General features: G+C 43.2%; 22 protein-coding genes. 8 read left to right on the top strand and 14 right to left on the bottom strand.

Features of this window, described 5'->3' with window-relative positions:
* Positions 1-41: 41 nt before the first annotated feature.
* Entirely contained in the window at positions 42-566 is a 525-nt protein-coding gene (locus NZ848_RS13710; protein ID WP_259015947.1) for an NADPH-dependent FMN reductase, read from the top strand.
* An 88-nt stretch (positions 567-654) separates the two neighbouring features.
* On the opposite strand, the gene NZ848_RS13705 is transcribed toward NZ848_RS13710, so the two are convergent.
* Together NZ848_RS13705 and NZ848_RS13700 are read right to left on the bottom strand one after the other, a co-directional pair.
* Entirely contained in the window at positions 655-1,110 is a 456-nt protein-coding gene (locus NZ848_RS13705; protein WP_259015946.1) for a nuclear transport factor 2 family protein, read from the bottom strand.
* A 66-nt stretch (positions 1,111-1,176) separates the two neighbouring features.
* On the bottom strand, positions 1,177-1,794 hold the full coding sequence (locus NZ848_RS13700) for a hypothetical protein (RefSeq protein ID WP_259015945.1): 618 nt from the start codon (positions 1,792-1,794) through the stop codon (positions 1,177-1,179).
* A 199-nt stretch (positions 1,795-1,993) separates the two neighbouring features.
* On the opposite strand from NZ848_RS13700, the gene NZ848_RS13695 reads away from it, so the two are divergent.
* Entirely contained in the window at positions 1,994-2,602 is a 609-nt protein-coding gene (locus NZ848_RS13695) for a 3-keto-disaccharide hydrolase (RefSeq protein WP_253529073.1), read from the top strand.
* A 184-nt stretch (positions 2,603-2,786) separates the two neighbouring features.
* A complete protein-coding gene (locus tag NZ848_RS13690; RefSeq protein ID WP_259015944.1) occupies positions 2,787-4,046 on the top strand; it encodes an MFS transporter in 1,260 nt (419 codons plus the stop codon).
* Positions 4,047-4,328: 282 nt separating this feature from the next.
* Here the strand turns inward: NZ848_RS13690 and NZ848_RS13685 are convergent, their stop codons facing one another.
* The 3 genes from NZ848_RS13685 to NZ848_RS13675 are packed head-to-tail and all read right to left on the bottom strand — an operon-like array spanning position 4,329 to position 7,032.
* Positions 4,329-4,877, bottom strand: coding sequence for a thioredoxin family protein (locus NZ848_RS13685; RefSeq protein WP_101727981.1), 549 nt, complete (start codon positions 4,875-4,877; stop codon positions 4,329-4,331).
* A 45-nt stretch (positions 4,878-4,922) separates the two neighbouring features.
* On the bottom strand, positions 4,923-6,419 hold the full coding sequence (locus NZ848_RS13680; protein WP_259015943.1) for a hypothetical protein: 1,497 nt from the start codon (positions 6,417-6,419) through the stop codon (positions 4,923-4,925).
* 34 nt (positions 6,420-6,453) lie between these two features.
* Positions 6,454-7,032, bottom strand: coding sequence for an RNA polymerase sigma factor (locus NZ848_RS13675; RefSeq protein WP_259015942.1), 579 nt, complete (start codon positions 7,030-7,032; stop codon positions 6,454-6,456).
* Positions 7,033-7,229: 197 nt separating this feature from the next.
* Between NZ848_RS13675 and NZ848_RS13670 the strand changes: the two genes are divergently transcribed.
* The gene (locus tag NZ848_RS13670) at positions 7,230-7,745 is read left to right on the top strand and encodes a DUF421 domain-containing protein (RefSeq protein WP_259015941.1); all 516 of its coding nucleotides are present in this window, start codon (positions 7,230-7,232) and stop codon (positions 7,743-7,745) included.
* Here NZ848_RS13670 and NZ848_RS13665 read toward each other — a convergent pair.
* A complete protein-coding gene (locus tag NZ848_RS13665; protein WP_101727977.1) occupies positions 7,738-8,262 on the bottom strand; it encodes a DUF7935 family protein in 525 nt (174 codons plus the stop codon). The genes NZ848_RS13670 and NZ848_RS13665 overlap by 8 nt on opposite strands.
* A 109-nt stretch (positions 8,263-8,371) precedes the next feature.
* Between NZ848_RS13665 and NZ848_RS13660 the strand changes: the two genes are divergently transcribed.
* From NZ848_RS13660 to pnuC, 3 genes are all read left to right on the top strand, one after another.
* Complete coding sequence (locus tag NZ848_RS13660) at positions 8,372-8,650, top strand: HesB/IscA family protein (RefSeq protein WP_253529052.1); 279 nt, start codon at positions 8,372-8,374, stop codon at positions 8,648-8,650.
* A gap of 53 nt (positions 8,651-8,703) precedes the next feature.
* A complete protein-coding gene (locus tag NZ848_RS13655; RefSeq protein WP_259015940.1) occupies positions 8,704-12,405 on the top strand; it encodes a sensor histidine kinase in 3,702 nt (1,233 codons plus the stop codon).
* Between the two features lie 76 nt (positions 12,406-12,481).
* Positions 12,482-13,135, top strand: a complete 654-nt coding sequence (pnuC, locus tag NZ848_RS13650; protein WP_259015939.1) for a nicotinamide riboside transporter PnuC — start codon at positions 12,482-12,484, stop codon at positions 13,133-13,135.
* A gap of 31 nt (positions 13,136-13,166) precedes the next feature.
* Here the strand turns inward: pnuC and NZ848_RS13645 are convergent, their stop codons facing one another.
* Entirely contained in the window at positions 13,167-15,518 is a 2,352-nt protein-coding gene (locus NZ848_RS13645; protein WP_259015938.1) for a S9 family peptidase, read from the bottom strand.
* 250 nt (positions 15,519-15,768) lie between these two features.
* On the opposite strand from NZ848_RS13645, the gene NZ848_RS13640 reads away from it, so the two are divergent.
* Entirely contained in the window at positions 15,769-17,868 is a 2,100-nt protein-coding gene (locus tag NZ848_RS13640; protein WP_259015937.1) for a BatA domain-containing protein, read from the top strand.
* 76 nt (positions 17,869-17,944) lie between these two features.
* On the opposite strand, the gene NZ848_RS13635 is transcribed toward NZ848_RS13640, so the two are convergent.
* The 7 genes from NZ848_RS13635 to NZ848_RS13605 all read right to left on the bottom strand — a co-directional run bounded on the left by NZ848_RS13635 (position 17,945) and on the right by NZ848_RS13605 (position 26,272).
* Positions 17,945-18,454, bottom strand: coding sequence for a DUF6265 family protein (locus NZ848_RS13635; RefSeq protein ID WP_390890885.1), 510 nt, complete (start codon positions 18,452-18,454; stop codon positions 17,945-17,947).
* A gap of 84 nt (positions 18,455-18,538) precedes the next feature.
* On the bottom strand, positions 18,539-19,591 hold the full coding sequence (locus NZ848_RS13630) for a 2-oxoacid:ferredoxin oxidoreductase subunit beta (RefSeq protein WP_101728367.1): 1,053 nt from the start codon (positions 19,589-19,591) through the stop codon (positions 18,539-18,541).
* Entirely contained in the window at positions 19,588-21,390 is a 1,803-nt protein-coding gene (locus tag NZ848_RS13625; RefSeq protein WP_259015935.1) for a 2-oxoacid:acceptor oxidoreductase subunit alpha, read from the bottom strand. Before NZ848_RS13625 ends, NZ848_RS13630 begins: the two co-directional genes overlap by 4 nt.
* 58 nt (positions 21,391-21,448) lie before the next feature.
* Positions 21,449-23,242: an FAD-dependent oxidoreductase gene (locus tag NZ848_RS13620; RefSeq protein WP_259015934.1), complete on the bottom strand. Its 1,794-nt coding sequence runs from the start codon at positions 23,240-23,242 to the stop codon at positions 21,449-21,451.
* Between the two features lie 128 nt (positions 23,243-23,370).
* Positions 23,371-24,768, bottom strand: a complete 1,398-nt coding sequence (locus NZ848_RS13615; RefSeq protein WP_259015933.1) for an NAD(P)(+) transhydrogenase (Re/Si-specific) subunit beta — start codon at positions 24,766-24,768, stop codon at positions 23,371-23,373.
* A 30-nt stretch (positions 24,769-24,798) separates the two neighbouring features.
* Complete coding sequence (locus NZ848_RS13610; protein WP_390890884.1) at positions 24,799-25,107, bottom strand: NAD(P) transhydrogenase subunit alpha; 309 nt, start codon at positions 25,105-25,107, stop codon at positions 24,799-24,801.
* Positions 25,108-25,156: 49 nt separating this feature from the next.
* A complete protein-coding gene (locus NZ848_RS13605) occupies positions 25,157-26,272 on the bottom strand; it encodes a Re/Si-specific NAD(P)(+) transhydrogenase subunit alpha (protein ID WP_259015932.1) in 1,116 nt (371 codons plus the stop codon).
* Between the last annotated feature and the right edge of the window lie 392 nt (positions 26,273-26,664).

The following is a 26,664-nucleotide window of genomic DNA, read 5'->3' as shown; positions in this document are numbered from 1 at the left end:
TTTTAAATTCCCGGGTCTGTTATGAAAATATCCCCCTAAAAATGATAGCTATAATCATTGGTACTAATCGAAAAAATTCTGTTTCCCGTAAAGTTGGCGTATATTATCAGAAGTTACTAGGTTCGTTAGGAGCAGAAACCCGGTTGGTTGACCTGGCCGATTTACCGGAGGATTTTGCGTTTTCGGCGCTCTATCATAACTCCGGTCGTAACGATTCTTTCAATGAATTTCAGACCATTGTAGATACAGCCCCGAAATTTGTTTTCATTGTTCCTGAATATAACGGCTCTTTTCCGGGTGTATTAAAGACTTTTCTGGACGGGCTGCGGTATCCTGACAGTTTCAATCATAAAAAGGCTGCTTTGGTGGGTATATCGTCAGGCGTGCAGGGTAATTCGGTAGGTTTAGGGCATCTGAATGATATACTGAGCTATATGGGTACCGATGTACTGGGGCTGAGAATGAAACTGGGCAGTATCAGAAGCCATTTTGATGGTGATGATTTTACGTTTGAAGTATATCGTAATTTTCTGGAACGCCAGGCTAAACAACTCATTGCATTTTAAAGAACAGACTTCCCATCGGCGACGGCGGTCTGTTCTTTAAATATTTATTCTCATGCGACACAAATCTTCATTGGTGCGCGGGCATTATCTATTTACAATTTTCTTTTCTACGGGTGTCTACAATGCCTGCAATTTTCCAGCCCTTGTCGGTTTTTATCATAGTAAATACATCAACACCGCAATGGTTGAACTTATCGTTGACATAAAACTCATAGGGGGTCCAGGCCATAGCCATTTCTCCATCAATTTTTATATCGTAGGCTGTCAGTCTTTCGTCTAAAACTACTCCCTCGCGCTTGGTTCCTACAGACTTCAGCCAGCCGCTGATAGGGTCTTCCTGTAGCTTTACTTCTCCGTTTTTATCTTTAATTATTGATTTCAGAAAGCAGGAAGGGTAAAGTACCTGACGAATAAGCGTTGTGTCGTTTTTTCTCATGCCATCAAACACCTGATTGATGGTAGTTTTGATTTGCTCGTGGTCGGTTTGGGCAAAGGTGGCAGAAGAAATAAAAACAAATAAGATTAGGGGTATCAGTTTTTTCATTGTTAATTGATATTAAAGGTCTATTGATGGTTGTAGTTTACCGCCATTATTAAAAAAACGGTGGGGTTAATCCTGTTTTTCAAATTTTGTAGGTTTGTTGTCGGTTTTCAGATAGTTGCCCGTAACAGTAGCACCATTGCCGAACCCGCATTCAAAGGCTTCGTCCTGATAAATAATGGCTGCACCGCCTTCAAAGAACAAAAGTTTCAGTTTGCACTTGCCAAACTCGTTGTTTTCATAGATGGCCTGATTCCCTGCAAGTTTCAAAGTGGTTTTTTCAATAGTAGCCTGATTGTAGCTGGGGGCACCTCTGTAGGCCTGCATTTCTACCACTATGCGTTCACGGCCAGTCTGGCTCACCGATAACACACCCGCACCACCTTCTTTGCCAAAATTATAAGCATAAGTGCCAGTAACACTTACGGGGTCTGTTTGCGTTTTTATTTCAGAGGTTTTCTTTAGTGTAAATATCTGCTCTTTATTGATACTTGGTTTAGACCACGTACCGGTTATTTCATTACCTTTTTTTGTGCCGAAAAATACGCCGGTAACCTCTGCTTTCGGGTCAAATTCATATAATAAAACCTGTCCGTTTTCAAGCGAGCCTATTACCTTAATGGCCTGCCCCACGCGTTTATAAACCAGTGTGCCGTAGATGAGGTCGTCGTCAAAAGTGAGGGTCATCAGCACTGGTGCTTTATTGATTTGTCCGTCAAAAGTTTCTTTTGATAATGAGTTTTGAGCAAAACAAAATGTACCCAAAAAGGAAAATGACAAAAGAAAACCACAGATTATCCGCTTTGGCATAGAAATAGTTTTTGCTTGGTGATGCAAGATAAGAAATTTATCTTTTCTTTGTAACAGTAAATAAACTCTATTCAAAATGAAGACAAAACTAAGTTTCCTAACTTTTACATTTCTGTTGATTTCTGCTTTAAGCTTTGCACAAAAGAGCAAAGGACAAAAACTTTTTAATGGTAAAGACCTGAAGGGATGGGTGGTTTACGGTACTGAAAAATGGTATGTAGAAGACGGTATTCTGGTTTGTGAAAGCGGGCCCGATAAGCAATATGGTTACCTGGGCACAGAAAAGAAATTCAAAAATTTTGAATTGACACTTGATTTTAAACAAGAGGCTGACGGTAATAGTGGCGTGTTTTTTCACTCGTCTATTACCGGCACTACCATAACAGGCTGGCAGGCAGAGGTAGCGCCTCCGGGTCATTCAACCGGCGGTATTTATGAGTCTCATGGCCGTGGATGGTTAATTAAACCTGACCCAGCTAAAGACAAGGCATTGAAAATGGGCGAATGGAATACAATGACCGTGAGAGTGGTTGACAACGTGGTTACTACTATCTTGAATGGCACAGAAATGATTAAACTTGATGACCCGAAAATCGGCGAAAGAGATGGAATACTTGCCTTGCAGATTCATAGCGGTGGCGGCATAAAGGTAAGATGGAAAAACATTGTTGTAAAAGAATTGTAATAGCCAGCCTTGTGCTTTGAAACGAAATTATGTACTTCCCCTCTCTTTATTTTAAGGAGAGGGTCTTTTTTAGCCTAATGAGATTTGTTTTAATCTGAAAGACAAAAAACAAGGCCTGATTTACCATCAGAACCATTGGTTATAACACACACCCAACCCCAGAAATATTAAAAACCTAAACTTTATGAAGCAAGAAAAAACCACATTACAGCATTTGTTTAGCCTGCCTGTAATTGTTGCTGCCCTTGGTTATTTTGTTGATATATACGACCTCCAGTTGTTTGGCATTGTGCGTGTTCAGAGCCTTGAAAGCCTCGGCCTGACATCCAAAGAAGAAATATCGTCAGTGGGTACAACCATCATCAATTTTCAGATGATAGGTTTATTGATTGGGGGTATCTTATGGGGTGTTTTAGGTGATAAAAAGGGCCGGTTGTCTGTATTGTTTGGTTCAATTATTACTTATTCGCTGGCTAATATTGCCTGTGGGTTTATACCGCATATCAATTTTATAGATAAGGTAGAGGCTTACAAATGGCTGCGATTTATTGCCGGTATAGGGCTTGCGGGCGAGCTGGGTGCTGGTATTACGCTGGTTTCAGAGGTTTTACCTAAAAATTTGCGTGCCATAGGTACATCGCTGGTAGCGGGTATCGGGCTTTGCGGGGCGGTTGTAGCTACTTTTACGGTAAAATTATCTGGCGACTGGACCATAGCCTATCTGATTGGTGGTGGCCTGGGTATTGCCCTTCTGCTGCTTAGGGTAGGGGTTATAGAATCTGGTATTTATAAAGACATAGAGAAGAAGTCGCATGTACAGAAAGGTAATTTTTTCGCCTTTTTTACTGATGGCGAGCGGCTTATAAAATACCTGAAATGTATAGGCATTGGGCTACCAACCTGGTTTTGTATAGGTATTTTAACCTATTTTAGTAACGAATTTGGTGAAGCCATGGGCATAACAGAAAAAGTAGACCCGGGGCTGGCCATTATGTGGGCGTATGTGGGTATTTCGGTAGGTGATTTTTTCAGTGGTTTTATCAGCCATTTGTTTCATTCGCGCAAAAAAGCCATTGCAGCCATGATGGCCTTTGCTTTTGTTGGTGTGCTGGTATTCTTGTTTTCAGGAAGTATCAAAAGCCCCGATTTATTATACGCCATGTGTTGCTGGCTGGGCTTGGGAACCGGCTATTGGGCCATGTTTGTAACAGTAGGAGCCGAGCAGTTTGGCACTAATCTGAGGGCAACTGCTGCCACAACCATACCCAATATGGTGCGTGGTACAGTGGTAATTATGACCATCATATACAAGTTTTTTAAACCCGACCAGGGGGTAATTATAGCCGGTGCCATAGTAGGCGCATTATGTTTTGCTATCGGGTTTTATTCTACACTTACCATCCAGGAAACTCACGGAAAAGACCTGGATTTTCTGGAAGAATAGACATCAGGAGTTAAAATTCAAAAATCCCAGGGAATACCATAAAAGGTGATTCTCCGGGATTTTTAGCTAATAAATGCTCCGATTTGCTAAATAATGTTATTGGGCGGTATCAAATACAAGCATTGAAAGCTGAAAAACGCGTAAAATCCCTTTACGGATTGCGTATTTTTACGCTATGAGTATGTACAGCAACCGGCTACCTTTGCATATATAATTAAGAGACCAATAAAGATGAGCTTGCTCACTTTGGCCACCCTGATTAACCCGGAACACTTGCTGCTGCTAAAATTTAAGATCCCGAAACACCTCTTTGTAGGTGTTTTCTTTGTATTGGGTAAAGGGTTCTTTTTTGTGATTGTCTCCGCCTATAAAGGTTATTATCTGATGAAACTCCTGTGCTTCCAAATAACCCGGTATGGGCTGTATCATGTTAAAGTCTGAGTCAAGAAAAACAGTGGTTGGGTAGCTCAGATTGCCCTGCAAAAGCATAATAGCCGCCTGATTAGCATTTTTCTGCGCATCAAAACTGTATTTTATTCCACCAACTGATATGTCATTCCTGCTTTCGGCATCCAGTTTTACCATATAAAAATTTTTGTTCAGGTAATCAATAATTACAGGATTACCATACGTTTTTTTATCCATTACCTTGCACCAGCCGCACCAGTCAGTATATACATCAATAATAGTTTTACGGGGTTCTTTTTGCGTGCGATTGTAGGCCTCCTGCAGGCTTATCCACTCTATCTGTTTTTTTGTGCCTGTATTGGGCTGTGCATTGGTGCCGAAAGCCACCATCAGAAACACCAGCATTGAAAGTATCTTTAGCATACAAAAGTATTTTTACTTGAAAACGCTTTTTTGTGCCTTAACGGTTCATAATGGGTATTTAACCGAGAAAAATATACCAGCAGTAGCCAGCCTGACTTTCCCATAGCCTACTTTACCTAAAGGTGCTTTAAAGATGGGTTCTGCCTGAATAGTAAGACCTCTGAAAAGCCTGTGTTCATAACCAGCCGATAGATTAAGTACGCTGAAAGGGTAAGTGCCAGTTTCTCCCTGCCATCCACGGCGTTTAATATTCGGGTCTGCAGGGTTTTCATAATTATACTTATATGTTTCATTCAGCATAATGTAACTTGTAAATCCGGCACTTGCAAACCAACGGCTATTGGGCTGGGTGGTTATGTCGTATCTCAGATTTAGAGGTATATCAAGCATTTTGCAGGTGGCATCAATATCTTTTAGCGGAGATTGCAAAGAAAGATAACTGGCCCACTCGTACTGATACGGATACGCATGATAACGCTTCATAGAACGTATTACGCCTGTCTGCACGCTCAGCCGTTGATTAAATCGATATTCAAGCAATGCAGCCCAGTTGGTGCCAATTTTACCAATATGGTTAGAGGCAACAAAGCTAAGGTCTGGCGATAACGTCAGCCTGATATTTAAACCGCGTCTGAAAGCGGTATTTGAGTTCGCTGTTAAACATTTAAATGAAACAATAGGCAAATAGTCAATTTCAGGGAGTGCATATCTTACCGATTTCATACGCTTATGAGGCGTTAAAGAATGCAGTGCAACCCACTGAAGGCGTTCGGCCGGCGTGGCAATGGCAGTGTTTGCCTTGTAATTTTCGTTAGCTGCCTTCATGCCTTCACTACCAAAGTATTCTGTTTTTACGCCTGCCGTAAGAGGTTTGTTCTTTACAGAAAACAATGATTTTTTCATTGCCCCTCTGTTGCCTGAAGAATAGCCGCTGCGAATGGCTTTCGGTTTTTCTGTTGTGGTTGGCGTTTGCTTCGTTTCATTACTTTCTGCTACTGTTACTGGCAGGTCATGAGTTGAGGTACTTGATGTTTTTATTTTTTTCGGCAGCTTATCTGCTGATACATCAGGCTGTTTGGCGTCTTTAATTGCTGCATTGTTAAGTTTGGGTTGTTTTTCCGCCGCGGCTTGAGCAGTTGTCTCCGGCTTCAAGCTTTCATTGTTTTCTTTAGTGTTCACCTCAACTGCGCTTTGGGGTTCAGTGTCTGCAGTATTAGATTTGGCGGCGCTTAGCTCTGATTCTTTACTCTGTGTTTTGGTTGCCCCCGTTGTTACTTGATTTACCTTATTTTGGGTACTTGGGTTAATAAAAAAGTAAACCCCGGTTAGTATAAGCAACAGCAGAATGGCAAGTGGAAGCCCCCATTTGCCGAGGGTATTGCCACCTTTAGGTTTAACCGGCGCACCTGTACCGGCTGCGTCAAGTTTCAGGCTCATTTGGTTCCATGCCTCAGGGTCAAAGTCGATGTCGGTCTTTTCGGCTGACTGCCTGAAAAGCTCATCGAACTCGTCATCTGATAAATCATGTATCTTTTTGCTCATTTTATTTATTAGACTTTTTATAAAAGCCTGTGTTTTAGTTGTCGGTTAGCGCTCCATCTATTTTCATTATCATTTTGCGCAGGGTCTCTCTGGCTCTTGATAGATTAGATTTCGATGTGCCTACTGATATCTGTAATTTTTGTGCTATTTCTTCATGCGAATATCCGTCTATCACATACAGGTTAAAAACCACCTTGTAGCCTGAAGGCAGTTTCTGAACAAGTTCCATTAACGCTTCATGGTTTAGCTGGCTTATTGCATTGCTTTCGGTTGAAGAAACATTGTATGCCTCGTCGAGATTTTCGTGGAAGTAGTGTTTTTGTTGGCTTCTGTAGTAATCTAATGCAGTGTTAACAATGATGCGTCTGAACCACGCCTTAAACGGAAACGAAGAATGCCTTCCGGAGGCGTCGTACTGTTCGCCTTTGGTAAATACTTTCAGAAAACTGTCATTTACAATTTCCAAGGCTTCTTCCCGGTTATGGTTATACCGCAAACACACACTCATGGCAAAGCCATAGAACTGCCTGTAGAGCTTCTCCTGACTCTGCCGGTCGCCTTTCAAGCTTGCAATAAGTAATTCTTCAGGTCTTTCAGGCAATTGGTTCACCATAGTTAATACCAGTACGCTATAATTTGGTTCTTGGTTGCGTGCGTAGGCAACTGCTCATCAACATTAATAAAAAAAGCGACAAAAAGCAACTACTTCACGACCACAGGAGTAAATTTTACCTGTAAGGTGGCGTTTTTATCATTAAAAGTTTCATTACTTTTGGCTCAGGCTATCGGGCTTTCTAATTTTTTCTTTTTATGACCTCATATCTCGACATAGGGCTAAGGGCACTAACGGTTTATCTTTTCATGATTTTGGCCATCAGGCTCTTTGGCAAAAGAGAACTGGCACAGTTATCAGTTATTGACCTGGTTTTTATATTGCTTATCAGTAATGCCGTGCAGAACGCCATGGTTGGGCCTGATAACTCTCTTGCTGGTGGTCTGGTAGCGGCAGGCGTATTGTTTGTTACCAATTTTGCGCTCAAGAAATTAATTGGCAGATACCAAAAAGTAGGAAAACTGATACAGGGAGAACCCATAATGCTTATTTATGATGGCAAGATTAAAGAAAAGAATCTGGCCAAAGCAGGGTTTACAATGGCTGAGCTCGAGGCCGCTATCAGAGAACATGGCATTGAGGAAATTGAACAGGTTGACCTGGCTGTATTGGAGGTAGACGGCAACGTAAGTGTGCTGACTGATGATTTCAAAACGAGGTCTCGCAGAAAGCGTATCCACAAAACTTTGCAAAACCCCAATGCCACTACATAAAAACCGATTGGATTTCTTCTTTCAGAAATCTGAGGGCGTCGGTAGTGGGCTGTTTGTTTTCTGTAATGACCCGCTCAAAAATCTTCTTTGATAAATCAATAGCAGGGGCATCTGTTGCCAGGCCAGACGCCGACGTATTAATCAGAGCAATTACATCGTTCATGGCCTGTCTGATTTTCTCCCAGGCTTCATGAGATATATAAACCTGTTGAGCCAGGTTATGGTTAAACTCTTCTCTTATTTCCTTTAACAGTAACTGTTGGAAATCCAGCACATGTAAGCCGTTGTTGCCAAGCCTTACCAGTAGATTATTGGGTGTTATTCGCTCCAGAAACAGCGTCATGCGCTCGTAAGCCTGTAATCGCAGGGGCGTTACAATCTCTGTGTTTCTTTGTTTTATCTCTATTTGTTTTTGTTCAAATTGTTTTTGCAGAAAAGCCTGTGCTGTAAGGTACATACCATAAAGAACAGCCGCCGCCGGGATAAGAATTTTCAGTAATTCAGTAATTAAAGCCATTATTGCTTCTGTGAGTTGTAAAAATGCAAAATTATAAATTACTCATTGAGAGAATATCACAATGTAGTGATTATTTTTGCCAGTGCATGTAGATAACGAGGCAAAAGAAATGATAGTATTTACACCTGAAGCAAAAAAGGAGATATTGAGAACGTTCAGTGCGCCCGGTATACCTGATGGTTATGCGCTTCGCGTAGGAATGAAAGGCGGCGCTTGCTCAGGTAGTTATCTGCTCGGGTTAGACAAGGCCTCTGATCATGACGAAGTGTATGAAATTGAGGGTGTAGTAGTGGTAATTGACCGCCGGCACCTGATGTATGTAATTGGAACAAAAATAGATTACACCCAAACGGATGCTGGCACCGGATTTGTAATTATGAAAGAATGATTGTTTTTGGCATGGTTTTCGAGAGAGTTTGAAGTCAGAACTTAACCTTCATCATGGATTGGAAGTTGTTTAAGAAACCTATTTTACTTATTCTTTCTATAGTATTTGCTTTGGCTGCGGCGTTTAATTCTTTGTTTGTGGAAACCGACCCGACGCGCCTTGCGCAGGAATACTATGCAAACGGGGTAAGAGAAAATCTGAAGGCGCAAATACAAATATCTGATGAGGAGTTGCAGCGGGTAAGTATCAATTACCGGCAAAAACCAATGGGTAAGTTCCAATCGCCCGGCCAAACCACCTATCCGTATTATATTTTCAGCAACGGCAAACTGGTCTACTGGTCAGACCAGGATTTTGTGCCAGACTACCAGCGCTTAGACAGAAACGCAGCTAATTCGCTTCTCAATAGCCGAAATCATAAATTTATAGTAAACACTTACAGGTTTGATGATAACGGCAAAAAAATTGAGATTTTCTCGCTCATTAATTTATATCAGAAAAGCCCCAACCAAAGTATTAATTACAACAACCGGATTTTTGCTAACAGACCTGCAAAGTTATCTGATTTGCCGTCATCGGTATTATATCTGAACATCAGAGACGGCAACGGCCATTTTTTGTTTTCTATTGCCCCGGCACTGGCCAGGCATGATGGTATTCCGTTTGTATCGGGTAATACAGTTTTAATGGTTATAGCCAGTTTAGCGCTATTGGGTTTGTTGGTAATTTTGTTTATTCATGATTTTCACAGCAATCGCCAATACGGGCGGGCATTTTTATTACTTGCGGCCTACTTGATTTTTGTAAGGCTGGCCATGCTTTCAAACGGAGTTTTATATGCCGTTTATGAAACAGAATATTTTAATCCTAAATATCTTACCATCAGCCCCTGGGTGCCCTCAATGGGAAATGCCCTGCTAGATACCCTTGTATGTTTTATATTGGCAGGTTACCTGACCATGTATTTTTACAGGTCAGAAAACTACTACAGGCTCACAAAGGCTCCTGCTTTTTTTAAGCATGTATTTTCAGTAGCAGTGGCTGGGGCATCGGTGCTTTCAACTTTCTTGTTTTACCGTAACCTGTGCAGTATCTACGAAAAATCAATGTTTACGATTGATTTGACGCTTGCAGCCAGCTTTTCTTCTTTTAAAATAGCGGCTTTAGTACTGTATCTGGCCTCGTCCATTGTTTTTTTCTTGATCAATCATTTGCTTATCAGTATTTTTCTCAGGCTCAATAAAGATTTCGTGCAAGGTGCTATCAAATGGGTGTTTGGTGTGCTGACAGGCTTGTTGATAATCTCTTTTTTAGATGAATTCCATTGGGTTTATCTGTTGGGCGGGGTTTATTTTATATTTGTTTATGCGGCTCGCCTGCCACGGTTTTTTTATAAGTTTACGTTCAGAACAAACCTTTATTTTGGTACCGGGGCGTTTGTGTCGGCGGCCATTGCTATGTTTGTGGTTTTTGATTGCGAGCAAGACAAAGATTTTTTTGTAAAGCAGAAAATTGCACAGCGGTATCTTACTGATAACAATGTGTTAGGTGCGCATGTGTTGACAGACCTGGTTACGGCTCTGAACCGGGATTCGGCCATTGAGCAATTAATGAAAAGTACCAATCCGGCATTTGGGGTGCAAAAGGTTTTAGAAGACCGTTACTGGAACGAATACCTTAACCGCTACGAAGCCGATGTTTTGATTTTTGATAGCAGGGGGAATCCGTTAGGGCCAGACAAAACCGCTCCTGTCCTTGATTTTTATAAGGAAAAATTTGCCAAAGCGCAGTTTAAAACCCAGAACCCCTCTGTTTTCTTTATTGATAAGACCGCAAGCAATGATGTGCCGCATTACGTAGTTTTTATACCGGTTGGCAAAACGGCCTCGCTGTCTGGCGTGGTAGTGCTTGAATTGATACCCAAAGACGATTTTGAGCAGGGTGCCTACCCTGATTGGATGGTAGACGAAAGGTTTGCCAGTATAGCCGAAGCTAAAAACTACAGCTACGCTATTTTTGACAGACAGAATAAACTCATTTTTAATTCAGGCGATTTTAATTACAGCATCAGTTTGCCAGACTCGCTGCTGAATATGAATCGCCTTTACGAAAAAGGCATTATAATCAATAATTACAAGCATGTAGGTAAAAGTGGTAAGAGCGGTTACAAGGTCGTTATATCGTCAGACTACCATCTCTGGAATCACCTGCTTACTAATTTTTCTTTTTTGTTTCTGCTTTCTGTCTGGTGTACGGTTATTGTAATGATAATCTATGCCTTAAAATACAGCATACGCAAATACAAGGCCGGGTTTTCGGCCAAAATGCAGTTATACCTTAACGTAGTATTTCTGCTGCCCCTGGCCTTGCTGGTTATAACTACGGTAATTATTCTTGAAGAAAATTCAGAGATTAATCAGGAAAAAGCTTTTCTCGACAGTACTGTCAATATTTCTTCTATCATTGAGTCAAGATTGAAAAGTCTGGCACAGGAAGACGGTAGCAAGGCAACCCTGAAACAGGAAATAAGCAAACTGGCGCATGATGCCCAACTGGATATTAATCTGTATAACCCTGATGGCAGGCTGAGTTTCAGCACCCTGCCGTTGATCTATGAAGAAGGCTTTGTTTCTGATTACATCAATCCCGTAGCTTACAGAAATATCCTTAATGATAAAGAAAATGGCATTGTATTGCCCGAGCGCCTAAGCAATCGTAATTACAAAACTGCCTATGCAATTGTAAAAGAGCAGGATGGCCACACCCTGGGAATTATTGGCGTGCCTTTTTTTGATGCCGATTCCGTGTTAAGCCAACAGGTGCAAAAGGTGGTTGGTTCTATTCTGATAGTAGCCACAATATTGCTTTTTTTGCTGTTACTGATTTCCTACCTGGTTTCTGGCCTTTTAATGAAGCCTCTCAAAATTGTGGTTGATAAATTAAAAGTAAGCAATGCCGGCAAGTCTGTTAAGCGGCTGGAGTGGAGCTCTGATGACGAAATCGGGCTGGTAGTAAGAGAATACAATAAGGTAATTAAAAAGCTGGAAGACAACAAGACGGCGCTTTCTTTAAGCCAGAAACAAACAGCCTGGCGAGAAATGGCCAAGCAAGTGGCCCATGAGATAAAAAATCCGCTGACCCCCATGAAGTTATCCATCCAGCAGCTACAGCGCACACTCGTGATTGATAGTCCGAGAGCACGGGAGCGTATTGAAAGAACCCTGGATTCACTTACCGAGCAGATTGATAACATCAGCGAAATTGCTAATTCATTTTCAGAATTTGCCAAGATGCCTGTGCCTCGCAGTGAAATTTTTGACCTCGTTTCGCTGGTTCAGAAATCGGCTGATTTATACGCTGAGGATGACAAAATAGCGCTCAATGCTTATATAAGAGAAAGCGAAGCTCTGGTAATTGGCGACCGGCAGTTTATGAGCAGGGTAATCACCAATTTAATTATTAATGGTATTCAGTCGGTTCCTTTTGGTAAAAGGCCGATTATAAATCTGAGATTATATAAAACTGAAGACGACAAAGTAATAATTGAGATTCAGGACAACGGTGCTGGCATTGCCGAAAAACACCATGAAAAGGTATTCAGGCCTAATTTTACGACCAAAGTGGGTGGGTCTGGCTTTGGATTGGCCATGGCTCGCAGAGGAGTAGAACACGCCGGGGGCAATATCTGGTTTGAAACCGAAAACAACCGTGGCACTACATTTTTTATTGACTTACCACTAGCGCCCTCTTTGTAGCCAAATTTACAGAAAATAGCCCTGGTGTGATTCGTTTTTCAAGTTGCGGGCTTATCTTGCCTAAAAATAGGTGCTAATGGATTTTTTTGATATCAATAATATTTTCTTTGAGCTTCTGGGCGTAAAAATGAGTTATCTTGAGTTTTACGCTACCGTTACCGGTTTGGTTGCCGTTATTCTTTCAGCGCGCGAAAACGCCTGGAGCTGGGTGGTGGGGTTGGCTAACGTGGTGTTGGCATTTATTATGTTTTATCAGATTCAGCTATACCCCGATATGTTTCTGCAGGTGTTTTTTTTTATTACCAACCTGATAGGTTTCTGGCAATGGAAATACCCCAGGCAGGAAGAGGCTAACCGGAAAAATGAATTGAGAATCAGCCAGTTGTCAATTCAGCAATTTGGTTTGTTATCTTTGATAGGCCTGGCAGGAACCTTGTTGCTGGGTACATTTGCCAGCAAACTGCATGAGTGGTTACCGATGGTTTTCAGCATGCCCAGCGCTTTTCCATATATGGACTCCTTTACAACCATTATGAGCATTTTTGCCACATTTCTTTTAATTCGTAAAAAAGTGGAGTCATGGTGGGTGTGGTTAGGGGTAGACATTATAAGCACCTATATGTACTTTGTGAAAGATGTAAAGTTGTATTCTTTGTTATATGCTGTTTTCTGTGTGATCGCGCTTTTGGGCGCCGTGAGCTGGACAAAAGAATTCAGAAAGGCAAAATAAAAGGGTGCCGTTTCCGACACCCTCAAACTCATTATTTCAATCGTTCTTCAAACAGTTTCAGTATTCTTTTATACTCATCCATCCAGCTGGTGGGTTCTACAAAACCGTGGTCTTCCATCGGGTAGCTTGCCATCTCCCAGTTTTCCTTTTTCAGTTCTATTAATCTCTGTACAAGCCGGTAAGAATCCTGTATGTGAACGTTCACGTCAACCATTCCGTGGCAAATAAGTAAATGGCCTTTCAGTCCTGCGGCATGGTAGATAGGCGAGCTTTTACGGTACGCCAGGCTGTCTGTCTGTGGCTCGTTCAGAATGTTAGCCGTATAGCCATGATTATACGCGGCCCAGTCGGTTACTGGTCTCAGGGCGGCACCTGCGGCAAAAACATCAGGTGTAGTAAACATGGCCATCAGGGTAATAAACCCACCATAAGACCCACCGTAGATACCAATTTTCTTAGGGTCAATGCCATATTTTTCTGTCAGAAGTTTGGCGCCATCAACATGGTCTGTCAAATCTTTACCTCCCATAAAACGATAAATACCCGTCCGTACGTCACGTCCGTATCCGGAACTGGCACGGTAGTCAATATCTAAAACGGTATAACCTTTATCAACCAACAGGTTATGGAACATATACTCACGGAAATACTGGCTCCACCATTTATGTACATTTTGCAAATACCCCGCGCCGTGTACAAATATCACTGCCTTTTTGTTTTTCAGCTTTTTGGCAGGCTCATATATACGGGCATAAATATCAACGCCGTCGCGGGCTTTAAAGGTAATTATCTGGGGTTCTTTCCAGGCATAAGCCTTAAACTCATCGGTAAGAGAATGCGTTACCTGCTCAGCTTTGGCCGCCGGAGCGTTATCCTGCACATATAATTCCCAGGGCTTGTTCATATAAGAATACCGCAGGGCTATGGTTTTTTCATCGGGCGAAAGCGTAACTTCATTACCACCTGTCAGGTTGGTTATTCTGATGCGTTCTCCGCCTGCAACAGCCATTTTGTAAAAGTGGGTTTCACCCGGATGCACCTCGTTTGTGGTTAGGTAAAACCATTGTTTATCTTTAGAAAGCTGTGCCTGCTGAATCTCAAATTTACCCGAGGTCAGTTGTTTTTTCTCACCTGTAATTACATTAAGGGTATATAAATGCGAGTAACCATCAGCCTCAGACTGAAAATAGATAGTCTGGTCGTCAATCCAATCCAGATTACCTACACTTAGTGTGAATCCGACGCCGGGGCCGCCAATCCATGCTTCATCGTGCTGGCGGTCAAGTAACTTCAATTTACCGGTTTCGGCATTCAGAAGCATTATCCAACGGTCTTTGTTGTCGAACGACCGAACCACGACCACAGCCTGCGTTCCGTTGTCAGACCACCTCGGCCCAACTACAATCACCTTGCGGTCGGCCTGTTTTTTTTTGGTTGTGTCTTTTTTAGGATAATCTTTCAAAAACTCGGGCTGTTGCGTTATGCCGGCCAGGTCTTTTGTGCTTATCTGATACACCGTATCTTTTTTAGTGTCATAAATGTAGCTCTCATAGCTGCTCATGGGGCTGCCCACTTTTGTGCGGGCAGGAATATCCTCAGTAAAACCAGATTCAGTTACATAGCTAGGCACAATGGTGTTTTTGGCACCAACTGCCGGAGTTGAAAGCCGATAAGTTATGAACCGTAAGTCGGGACTTACCAGCGGGGTTTCCAGATTTTTGCCCTCCAGATAAATCTCTTTTGGTCTTTTGGCCAAATCTGCTTTTGCATTTTTTTCGGTTAGGTCTTTCTTTTCTTTTCGTTCTTTCAGAATCTCAAACAAGGCAATCTGGTCGTTCTTCAACCATTTTTCTTCTTCGTTCAGCCTGGCTTCTGCTTTTTTATTGCCAACAATAAAATTGGATAGTTGAGAAATCATGCCATCGGCCAGATTCAGGCTGAAAAGATTCCCACTTTTGGTGAATATGATTTTGGTTTCATCGCCACTGAAATAGGGCCCTGCCTCACGCTCAATGGTGCTGGTTAATTGTTTTATTTTTTGGGTATTGGTATATAAAAGGTATAATTCTCCCTGTTTTTCATATACCTTTAATGAATAGTCTTTGTTGTAAGTGCCTTGTTGAGACGGCAGGCTTCTTCTTTCTTTTGGGGTAACTTTTACAGGTGTTTTGTCTGGAAGCACTATTTTGTACAATGAATCACTCTTGTTTTTATCAGGGTTCCACGAAAAATAAATGGTTTTCGAATCTTCTGACCAGAAGATATTGCCTGGCGAAGTACCTATCCATTTATAGGGCTCCTGCATAATTTTTTCGACAGTGAGCTGCGCTTTTGTGGTTAAAGAACAAAATAAAACTGCTAAAAGGATGAAGTGTTTTTTCATGTGTATCAGGGTGTAATAAGTTTTGACAAAATTAGTTGATTTTGTTAAGTTTGCTAATGCGATTTGATATTTGAAAAGCAGATTTACCATAAATTGAGCAACGCATAATTTGCCCTGAGGCACCTATTCCGGTGCAAATAAGACATGAGCTGAAAAGCAACTAAAATATCAGTAAAAACATTGAAAGGATTTTAGCACTTTTACGTTTAATAATTAAAATTAAAAAGATATACCCTCAGGGCTTGATTATATGCAGTTTCTCTTTCCGTCTTTTTTGTGGGGTTTATTGGCTATCTCGATACCAATCATTATTCATCTATTTAACTTCAGGCGCACAAAAAAGGTGTTTTTTACCAATGTGGCTTTTCTGAAAGTGGTTGAATCTGAGACAAGCTCTTTCAGGCGGTTGAAGCAATGGCTTATACTGGCTGCAAGGGTGTTGTTTTTGGTTTTTCTGGCTCTGGCTTTTGCGCAGCCTTTTCTGCCTGCTAAAAATGCCACTGCCAATAGCTCAACTGGTTTGGGGGTAACCAGTTTGTATCTTGATAACTCTTTGAGTATGCAGAATACAACAGAAAATAAAAGGTATCTTGACTTGGCCATTACAAAAATAGACGAGTTACTGACACTTTTCAGTCAGTCGCCCAATGTGCAATTAGTTACTAACGATTTCTCCGGCGACGACCAGACCGTAACCAATACAACCAAAATAAAAGACAGGCTCACGTCTGTGGGGTTGTCGCCTAACCCGCGTACTTTAGAAAATGTGTATAAACGCCAGCGAAGCCTGGCGCAAAAGCACAATGCCAGCGCTGGTAACCAGTTTTTCTGGTTTTCTGATTTTCAGAAGAGTACGGCCGGAAACCTGAAAAACATTAAAACCGATTCGCTTGACAAGCTGTTTCTGGTGCCTGTTCGGGGTAAGGCATCTCAGAATGTGTTCGTCGATTCGGTCTGGCTGGCCTCTCCGTTTATCAGAGAAATGCAAAACAATGTACTGTTTGTGAAGGTATTTAATTCGGGCGATAATGAGGTAGAAAAACTACCTGTAAAGCTCTTTATAGATGATACCCAGGCCTCAACGGCCTCGGTTGACATTGCCCCTAACAGCTCGGCTACTGCAACTTTTAACTTTACTGTAAAAAGCAAGGGTTTTCATAAAGGTCGGGTGTCTTTTGATGACCAGCCTGTTACGTTTGATAATGATTACTATTTTGTGCTGGATGCGTCGCCCGTTATTCAGGTTTTGCATTTGTATGAACAACGCAGCGCCGCCGATTACATTGAAAAAGTTTTTGAAAACGACAGCCTCTTTTCTTACAGAGCCTACAGTGCCAATAATGTTGATGTAGGGCAGTTTAAAAATGCAAATCTGATTGTGGTAGAAGGGGTAGAGCATATTAACGGTAGTTTCAGGGCAAGTCTGGAAGAATTTGTGCGCCGGGGTGGTAGTCTAATGATTTTCCCGCCGGCAAACCCGGATGCTGAGGAGTACGGTCAATTGCTGAGTGGTTTCGGAATCAACAGCATAACTGTTGTGAGGCAGCCGCCTTTACCTCAAAGCCAGTTGCCTGTGGCAGAGCCGGATAGACAGAATCCGTTTTTTGCTGATGTGTTTGAACGAACTACCTTGCAGGGTATAACCAATTCGCCTGTTATGCAACCGGTGTTGAGGTGGTCTGGCATTGGAGAGAAAATTTTGACGTTCAAAAACCAGCAAAATTTTATTACGGCTACTAATTCGGCATTGGGCCGGGTATATTTGTCTGCATCCCCGCTTGAAAGAAACTACGGAAACTTTGCCGAACACGCTTTTTTTGTGCCTACTATGTTTAAGATAGCCTCTATGAGCGTAAGGCGTGAAAGGGCAGCGTATAATTTTAGTGAAGGCAGCATTACGATTGATGTACCCGATGGAAAGAAAAATGCCACTTATAAACTGAAGAGCATAGCCACCGAAGGGAGAACCAATGGCATGGAGATTATTCCGGTACAGCGGATTAATGGCAATGAATTAACGCTTGAATTGCCAAAGTCGAGCCAACTGACGGACAACCAATTGCTGGAGTCGGGGTATTATGAGTTGCAGCTTGATGGTAAAACAGAAAAATTGCTGGCATTGAACCATGACAATGAGGAATCTAAAATGGAATTTTATACGCCTGAAGAACTGAAAAACTTCTTTGCAGGGCAAAAAAATGTAACTGTTTTTGATAATCTGTTGGATGGCGATTTTGTGAAAACTTTCCGTGAAAATAATGTAGGTACACCACTCTGGAAATACTGCATAATGCTTGCCCTGGCTTTTTTACTGGCCGAGATTCTGTTGATACGTTTTATGAAAGGTTGAAGCCTTTCAGTAACAAGAAAAGCCTTTTGGAGTGCACCTTCAAAAGGCTTTTCTTGCGTAGTAAAGTATGGGTTCGTCATTTAACGGCATTAAATACAAACAAATCGGCAAAAGTCCAGTTGCCGTTTTCCTGTTTGCCTCGCTGAAACACCAATTGGTTCGGGCCGCGTTTTTCATAGATAATTCTGATCGAACCATCTTGTTTTTCAAATAAAGCCCAGTCTTTTTTTGACTCAATGAACCGGTACCTGTCTGATACCTCTTTTTCTTCTATAGCTATCAGGCCGGGTTTAAAGTGCTTTACCAATACAACAGGACCGTTTTCGGTCTGTTCAAAAATGAGCATTTCATACATGGTCACTTTTTCATCTTTCATCATCCTTATAAAGCCCGTCAGGTTGTCGCCGGCAGGCTTAGCCCAGAACGCTTCAATAGGGCCGCCGTTGAATGCCCCCTGCCAATGCCCATGCATAAAGGCTACATCGTTCAGCGTGGCTTTGCCGGCTTGCGCTTTAGCAGCTTGATTCATAAACAGACCCAAAGCTAATAATGTAAACACAAAAAATGTGTGCGTTGAGGTTTTCATAGGTTTGTTGGTAAACAGGTTGAATTTATCGATGCAAAAAAATAGGGCTTACACCTTGATAAGCCCTAACTGAAAGGGTTTGTATTATCTGAGGCTTTGGTTCAATGCCTCCAGTGCATCTGCACCGGGGCAGAGTACGTCTTCTTTCAGTTCATTCAGTGGTTTTGTTGTAGTGCCTAATACTTCATGCAGGTTTTTGGTGTTGGGTTCAATATAAATCAGGCCTGTTAATATTTCGCCACTTGCTTTGGCATTTTGCAGGGCAGTCATGGCTGATAGTTTATCTTCCGGATTCCAGCCCTGGTGCAGCTTTTGCAGGTTTAGCACCGAGCCATCGTGCAGGGTTACTTCCTGGTTATCGCCTTCGTCATAAGTTGTGGTAATTTCTTCCATTGTTGGTACAAAGTCAATAGTAGAGGTGGCCTCAATATGCTCACGGACATAATCATAAGACTTAGTGGAACCACTATTATTATTAAAAGTAACACATGGAGAAATGACATCAATTAAAGCAAAACCCGGATGCGACATAGCCGCCTTTATTAAAGGTATCAACTGCGTTTTATCTCCCGAAAAACTGCGGGCCACAAACGTTGCGCCCAGCTCAAGTCCTAAGCCCACCAGATCAATGGCATTAAACTGATTGGTAGAGCCTGCCTTGCTGATTGAGCCGGCATCTGCAGTGGCAGAGTCTTGCCCTTTAGTAAGGCCATAGCAACCGTTGTTCATTACCACATATACCATATTCAGGTTACGGCGGATAGCATGCACAAATTGCCCCATACCGATTGAGGCAGAGTCACCATCGCCAGATACACCAAAATAAACCAGGTCACGGTTAGCCAGGTATGCTCCGGTTGCTACAGAAGGCATACGGCCGTGTACCGAGTTAAAGCCATGCGAATTACCCAAAAAATAAGCAGGTGTTTTGGATGAACAACCAATGCCCGATAGCTTGGCAATGCGATGCGGCTCAATGGCCAGCTCAAAGCAGGCCTGAATAATAGCGCCGCTGATAGAGTCATGCCCACAGCCTGCACAAAGGGTTGACAGCGCTCCTTCGTAATCTTTTTTGGTATAATTTATTTTGTTTTTCGGCAGTTTTGGGTGCCGGAAGGCTGGTCTTACGTAGGTCATGAGTGTACAAGCGTTTGATTGATTTCATTAACAATTTTAGCGGCCGTAATAGGCATTCCATCATAATTAAGCACGCGAACCAGTTTTTTTGGATTTATTTCCAGTTCATTAATCAGCAGCGAACGTAACTGTGCATCGCGGTTCTGTTCAATTATATAAACTGTTTCGTGGTCTTCTATAAATCTTTCTACTTCTTCACTAAACGGAAATGCTTTGATGCGCATGGCATCGAGCACTACTTCCTTCTCGCGCAGCAGGTCTATGGCTTCTTCTGAGGAGTAGGTTGATGTACCAAAGAAAATAACACCCAGCGGGCTCATGTTTTTTTCCTGATAGAAATACGGAGCGGGTACCAAAGTTTTGGCGGTTTCCCATTTTTTCTCCAGGCGTTCCATGTTTCTTACGTACACGGCCCCGTCTTCAGTATAAACGGCGTATTCATCGCGAGAGGTACCCCGTGTAAAATAAGAACCCTTGGTTGGGTGTGTACCCGGATAGGTTCTGTAAGGGATACCGTCTCCATCTACATCCAGATAGCGGCCAAAGCGGCCCATGTTCTCCAGGTCGTGGGCGTTCAGTACTTTGCCCCGGTCATATTTTCGTTCATTGTTCCACTCAAAAGGTTCGGTCAGGTGGTCGTTCATTCCCAGGTCAAGGTCTGTGAGTACCATTATAGGGGTTTGCAGGCGTTCGGCCAGGTCAAAGGCAGCCGCTGTCAGTTCAAAGCATTCCTTCGGATTACTCGGAAACAGCAATACGTGCTTGGTGTCGCCGTGTGAGGCGTAGGCCGCAATGGTAATGTCTGACTGTTGCGTGCGGGTAGGCATACCGGTTGAGGGGCCTGTGCGTTGCACGTCAATCAAAACGGCTGGTATTTCGGCAAAATAGCCTAAACCTAAGAACTCGTTCATTAACGAAACTCCCGGCCCACTGGTGGCTGTAAAAGACCTGGCGCCGTTCCAGTTAGCGCCTATCACCATACCTATGGCCGCAAGCTCGTCTTCGGCTTGCACAATGGCATAATTCTTTTCGCCGGTTTCTTTATTGGTTCTGAATTTTTTGGCGTATTTCTCAAATTTTTCAACAACAGAGGTAGAAGGCGTAATAGGATACCACGCCGCCACGGTTGCTCCGGCAAATACAGCGCCTAATCCGCAGGCACCATTGCCATCAACCATAATGCGGTTACCTACTTTATCGCGGCGTTCCACTCGTATGTCAAGTGGGTAACTGAAGTTTTCGTGCACATATTGCACGCCTAGCTGTAAGGCCTGAATGTTGGCAGGTATCAGTTTTTCTTTGCCTTTAAATTGCTCGGCCAGTAATTGCTCAAGCACGCCAAATTCAATGTCAAGCAGGGCAGAAAGCGCGCCAACGTAGATAATGTTCTTGAATAATTGCCTCTGGCGTGGGTCTGTATATTGTTTCAGGCAGATATCCATTAATGGAATGCCCAGATACGTAATATCTTCTCTGATATATTCGCTATGGAGGGGCTTGGTGCTGTCATACATGAAGTAGCCGCCGGGGCGCACACTCTGCACGTCTTTCAGCATGCTTTGCGGGTTTACGCACACCATCAGGTCTATGCCTTCACGGCGGCCCAGGTATCCTTTTTCATTAATCCTGACTTCATACCAGGTGGGTAGCCCCTGAATGTTAGATGGAAAAATATTCTTGGGCGTAACGGGGATTCCCATTCTAAAAATAGCCTTGGCAAACATACCGTTGGCACTGGCAGAGCCTGTGCCGTTTACGTTGGCAAAGCGTACTACAAAATCATTTATGAGCGCTGACATTTTGCTGGCCTGAGAAGAGTTTTGTCGTTAATAAATAATTGTCCGGGTTGGTGCGCTATCAAACGGCTGCCGTCTGGCAACCATGATGTGCTTTGGTGACGTTATAAAAGTACTTTTGCATGTCCCAGGCTGAGGTGGGGCATCTCTCTGCACATAAACCGCAATGCAGGCATACGTCTTCGTCTTTTACCATTACCCTTCCGGTTGGCAGATTGCCCGAAACCAGTAGTTCCTGTTCCAGATTCAGTGCCGGGGCCATCAATCTTGTTCGCAGGTCTTCTTCTTCACCGTTTACCGTAAACGTAATGCAAGAGGTAGGGCAAATATCCATGCAGGCATCGCATTCTATGCATCGGGTTTCGGTAAATACCGTCTGCACATCGCAGTTCAGGCAGCGTTGTGCTTCTTTAAAACCTTCAATCGGGTTAAAGCCCAGTTCTACTTCTTTTTTACGGTCTTTCAGGGTAACAGATTTATCGGCCTGTGCTACCACAAAGCGGTGGTCTGTTACTACCAGGCTATCGTAACTCCATTCGTGGATTCCCATTTTTTGAGAAACCAGATTGGTATATGGGGCAGGGCGGTTGGTCAGGGCCTGTCCCTGACAGAACAAATCGATAGAGATAGCTCCCTGATGCCCTTGCGCCACGGCAGTAATTACGTTTTTAGGACCCAGCGCGGCATCACCGCCAAAGAAGACCTTCGGATTGGTTGACTGAAATGTATCCGGGTTTACCTTTGGCATTTCCCATTTGTCAAACTCAATGCCTAAATCCCGCTCTATCCAGGGGAAACTGTTTTCCTGGCCAATGGCTATCAGTACATCATCTGCTTCAATAAAAACCTCAGGTTCGCCGGTTGATACCAGAGAGCGTTTGCCTTTGTCATCATAAACGGCGTGTACTTTTTCAAAGGTCATGCCTTTCAGGCGGCCTTCTTCCACTACAAAAGATTTGGGTACATGGTTATCCAGAATCGGAATGTCTTCGTGCATGGCGTCTTCTTTCTCCCAGGGCGAAGCCTTCATTTCAGCAAAAGGGCTGCGCACAACTACCTTAACGTTTTCGCCACCTAATCGGCGCGAAGTGCGGCAACAGTCCATAGCTGTGTTACCACCGCCCAGCACAATCACATTTTTGCCTATTTTACTGGTATGCTCAAAAGCCACACTGGCCAGCCATTGAATACCTATGTGGATATTGGCTGCTCCTTCCTGCCGACCGGGCAAATCGAGGTCGCGGCCTTTTGGTGCGCCGGTACCAATAAAAACTGCATCATAACCGTTATTTAGTACCTCTTTCAGGCTTGAAACATAGGTTTTGAAATGGGTATGAATCCCCATTTCCAGTATATTGTTTACTTCTTCGTCTAAAACAGCTTCCGGAAGCCGGAATGATGGAATCTGGCTGCGCATCATGCCCCCGCCTTTGATTTGTTCATCAAAAACGTGGATTTCATAACCGATAGGGGCCAGGTCGCGGGCTACAGTGAGTGAAGCGGGCCCAGCACCAATGAGGGCCACTTTCTTGCCATTCCCAACGGCGGGCGCTTTCGGTATCAGGTTTTTGATGTCTCCTTTATTATCTGCAGCTACTCTTTTCAGGCGACAGATAGCTACCGGTTCTTCTTCAACGCGGCCACGTCGGCAGGCAGGTTCGCAGGGCCTGTCGCAGGTTCGGCCCAGTACTCCCGGAAATACGTTCGATTCCCAGTTAACCATATAGGCTTCGGTGTAACGCCCGGCGGCAATTAATCTGATGTACTCAGGAACAGGGGTATGTGCAGGACATGCGTACTGACAATCTACTACCTTATGGTAGTACTCGGGGTCATTTACGTTTGTAGGTTCCAACTGTTGAATATTTTATAATTAAATCGTAGGTAAATCTATTCAATTTAAAAAATCAATGCCAAATATTATTCTGAAATTTTGTAAAAGTGGCAATTATTATATGAATTATTGTCAAGAAAATACAAATTTTACATCTGTTTCAGTTCGCTTACCAGTTTGGTTAAAACCCCCTTGGCATCACCAAAAAGCATACTTGTTTTGGGTTGATAAAACAACAGGTTATCAATACCGGCGTAGCCGGCATTCATGCTGCGTTTGTTTACAATTACATTACGGGCGTTTTCTACATCCAGTATGGGCATGCCGAAAATAGGAGAGGCCGGGTCTGTTTTGGCGGCCGGATTCACCACGTCATTGGCACCTACCACCAGCACGACGTCTGTTTTGGTAAATTCGGGGTTAATTTCTTCCATTTCTACCAGTTTATCATAAGATACATTACTTTCGGCCAGCAGCACGTTCATGTGGCCAGGCATACGGCCAGCCACCGGATGAATAGCGTATTTTACCTCAACGCCCCTTTCTTCCAGCAGGGTTTCCAACTCATGAATCACGTGCTGGGCTTGTGCCACAGCCAGCCCGTAACCCGGCACAATAACCACTTTCTGAGCGTAGTTCATCAGAATGGCAGTGTCTGAAATTGAAATATCTTTTATGCTGCCCGTTACCTCAGCACCTGTTCCGGCTGCGCTTGGGCCAAAGGCGCCAAAAATCACATTGCTCAGGGGTCTGTTCATGGCTTTACACATGGCCAGTGTAAGAATGGTACCTGCCGAACCTACGAGGATACCCCCGGTGAGCATTACCTGATTCTGATACAAAAAGCCGCCAAATGCCGCAGCCAGACCCGTGAACGAATTGAGCAACGAAATTACCACAGGCATGTCTGCACCACCGATAGGAATCACAAACAGCACACCGTAAATCAGTGCGGCTGCAAAAAGTAATACAGGCAGCAGCATGTGTTCGGGCCGGGCATAGACGATGTAGGCGCCAAAGGCAACCAGTGCCACCATAACTACTGTATTAAGAATATTATAAGAGGGTAGCCTGATTGGTTTCTTCATGGTTTCGTTCAGTTTCAGAAAAGCAATAATGCTGCCGCTGAACGAAACTGAGCCGATAATCAGACCACCGATAATGGTGGCCATTGCCCCGGGATTACCCAGATTATGCTCGTATTCCATAATACCAATCAAGGCAGCACAGGCGCCACCCATACCATTGAATAGCGATACAAGCTCAGGCATTTTGGTCATTTGCACCCTATTGGCCGTTAGCCAGCCTGCAATGGTGCCTATACCAATGGCTACCAGAATGAGCGTAATCTTAATTGGTTCTCTGGTTGTGTAGCCATCCGGATGCTGATAGAGCAGTATGGTGCCTGCAATTGCCAGGGTCATTCCCAAGGCTGCGTAGAGGTTTCCCTTACGGGCGGTGTCGGGGTGGCTTAGCATTTTAAGCCCCATCACAAAGGTTATTGAGGCTATTAAATAGATAATATCAAGAATATATTTTGTTTCCATTAGGCAGGGTTGTCAGGATAAAGTATCACCTTATTTTTTCTTAAACATTTCCAGCATTCTGTCTGTTACTGCAAAACCACCCACCACGTTTAGCGTACCCAGCACTACAGCTATAAAGCCCAGCGCCAGCGCGGCAATGTTATCTGCCGGGGTATTCAGCATTACAATAATGGCCCCAACTATTACAACCCCGTGTATGGCATTTGCTCCGCTCATAAGTGGTGTATGTAAAACGGCCGGTACTTTACCAATTACCTCAACGCCTACGAATACAGACAAGATGATGATGTATATCATCTCTATATGCTGGCCAATGAAACTCACTATATCGTTTATCATATCTTAAAAAAGGTTTTTGTTGATGTCTGATTGGGCAACTACACAAAGTCTACATAACTGAGGCATGCACCGCTTTGCCTTCGTGTACTATCAATGAGCCCTTGGTTATTTCTTCAGCCATTTCCCATTTGAAGCCGTCTTTGGTAGCCAGATGCAGCAGAAAAGTAGCCATGTTTTTGGCATAAAGCTCACTGGCATTTAAAGGCAGCAGCGATGGTATATTGGGTTCGCCTACAATGGTTACACCATGTTTTACAACTGTCTGACCATATTCACTACAGGCGCAGTTACCGCCTTGCTCAACGGCCATGTCTACAATCACCGAGCCCAGTTTCATGCTTTTTACAACTTCTTCGGGTACAAGTAACGGCGCTTTTTTACCGGGTATCAGCGCAGTTGTTATCACCAGGTCGGCTTCGCTTATGTGGCGGGCAATTACTTCCTGTTGCTTTTTCAGAAAATCTTCCGATACCCCCTTTACATACCCGCCCTCTATTTTTATCGATTCATCACCTTTTACCTCAATGAATTTTCCGCCTAGTGATTCCACCTGTTCTTTGGTTTCGGGGCGGATATCGCTTACCTCAACTACCGCTCCCAGTCTTTTGGCTGTGGCAATGGCCTGAAGCCCGGCCACACCTGCGCCCATAATTACTACCTTGGCCGGTTTAATGGTGCCGGCGGCTGTCATAAGTAAAGGAAAAATTTTGCCCAGGTGATAAGCCCCGATTATAACTGATTTGTAACCTGCCAGATTGGCCTGAGAGCTGAGGGCGTCCATTTTCTGAGCTCTTGAAATACGGGGAATGGCATCGACTGAAAAGGCCGAAATTCCTTGTTTTACACAGGCGGCAATTAGTTCAGGATTTGCAGCTGCATACATGAAAGATAGAGAAACGGCTCCTTTTTTCATGAAAGATACTTCTTCGGTTGTCAGCGGATTTACCTTTACAACTGTGTCGGCGTCTGAAAGCAAGACCGATTTATCTGAGGCTACCTGCGCGCCAACGGCCTCGTAAGAGGCATCTTCAAAAAAGGAGCTTATTCCGGCATTTTTCTCAATAGCACAGGTAAATCCGGCTTGAATCAGTTGCTTGCAAACTTCAGGACTTAGGGCTACGCGTCTTTCAAAGGGCTTGGTTTCTTTTAATATCGCTATTTTCACAGGGTCGTTACTTTTTTTTGATTACAATATAGAAATAATTCAAATAATTGCAGATATAATGATAAATTAAATTTTATATTCCTCAAAAAGCCTGACCTGTACAGATTGAAGGATGGAGATTTAGGGTAATAGTGAAACAGAAAAGGCAGGTACTTCCGGTTTTTTAAAACGTGAAGCATCTGCCTTTTTATGGCGGTTCTGTATAGGTTAATCTGATGTCTTAAGGTAATTCAGGCACATAATCAAGTGGTAGTAGCTCTCCGATTTTTTCCTGTTTTCCTCGGTTTTTCAAAAAGTGCTTGGATTTTTGCAGGAAATATTTTTAATTAACTGACTAGCAAGCATTTATGATTAGTTGTATTTTTTATTTGGGTGACCCAGCGTATCTTTAT

The organism is Emticicia fluvialis (assembly GCF_024793945.1).
GTDB lineage: Bacteria > Bacteroidota > Bacteroidia > Cytophagales > Spirosomataceae > Emticicia > Emticicia fluvialis.
The sequence above is the reverse complement of the archived record's forward strand: the minus strand, read 5'-3'. Positions and strand labels throughout refer to the sequence as shown.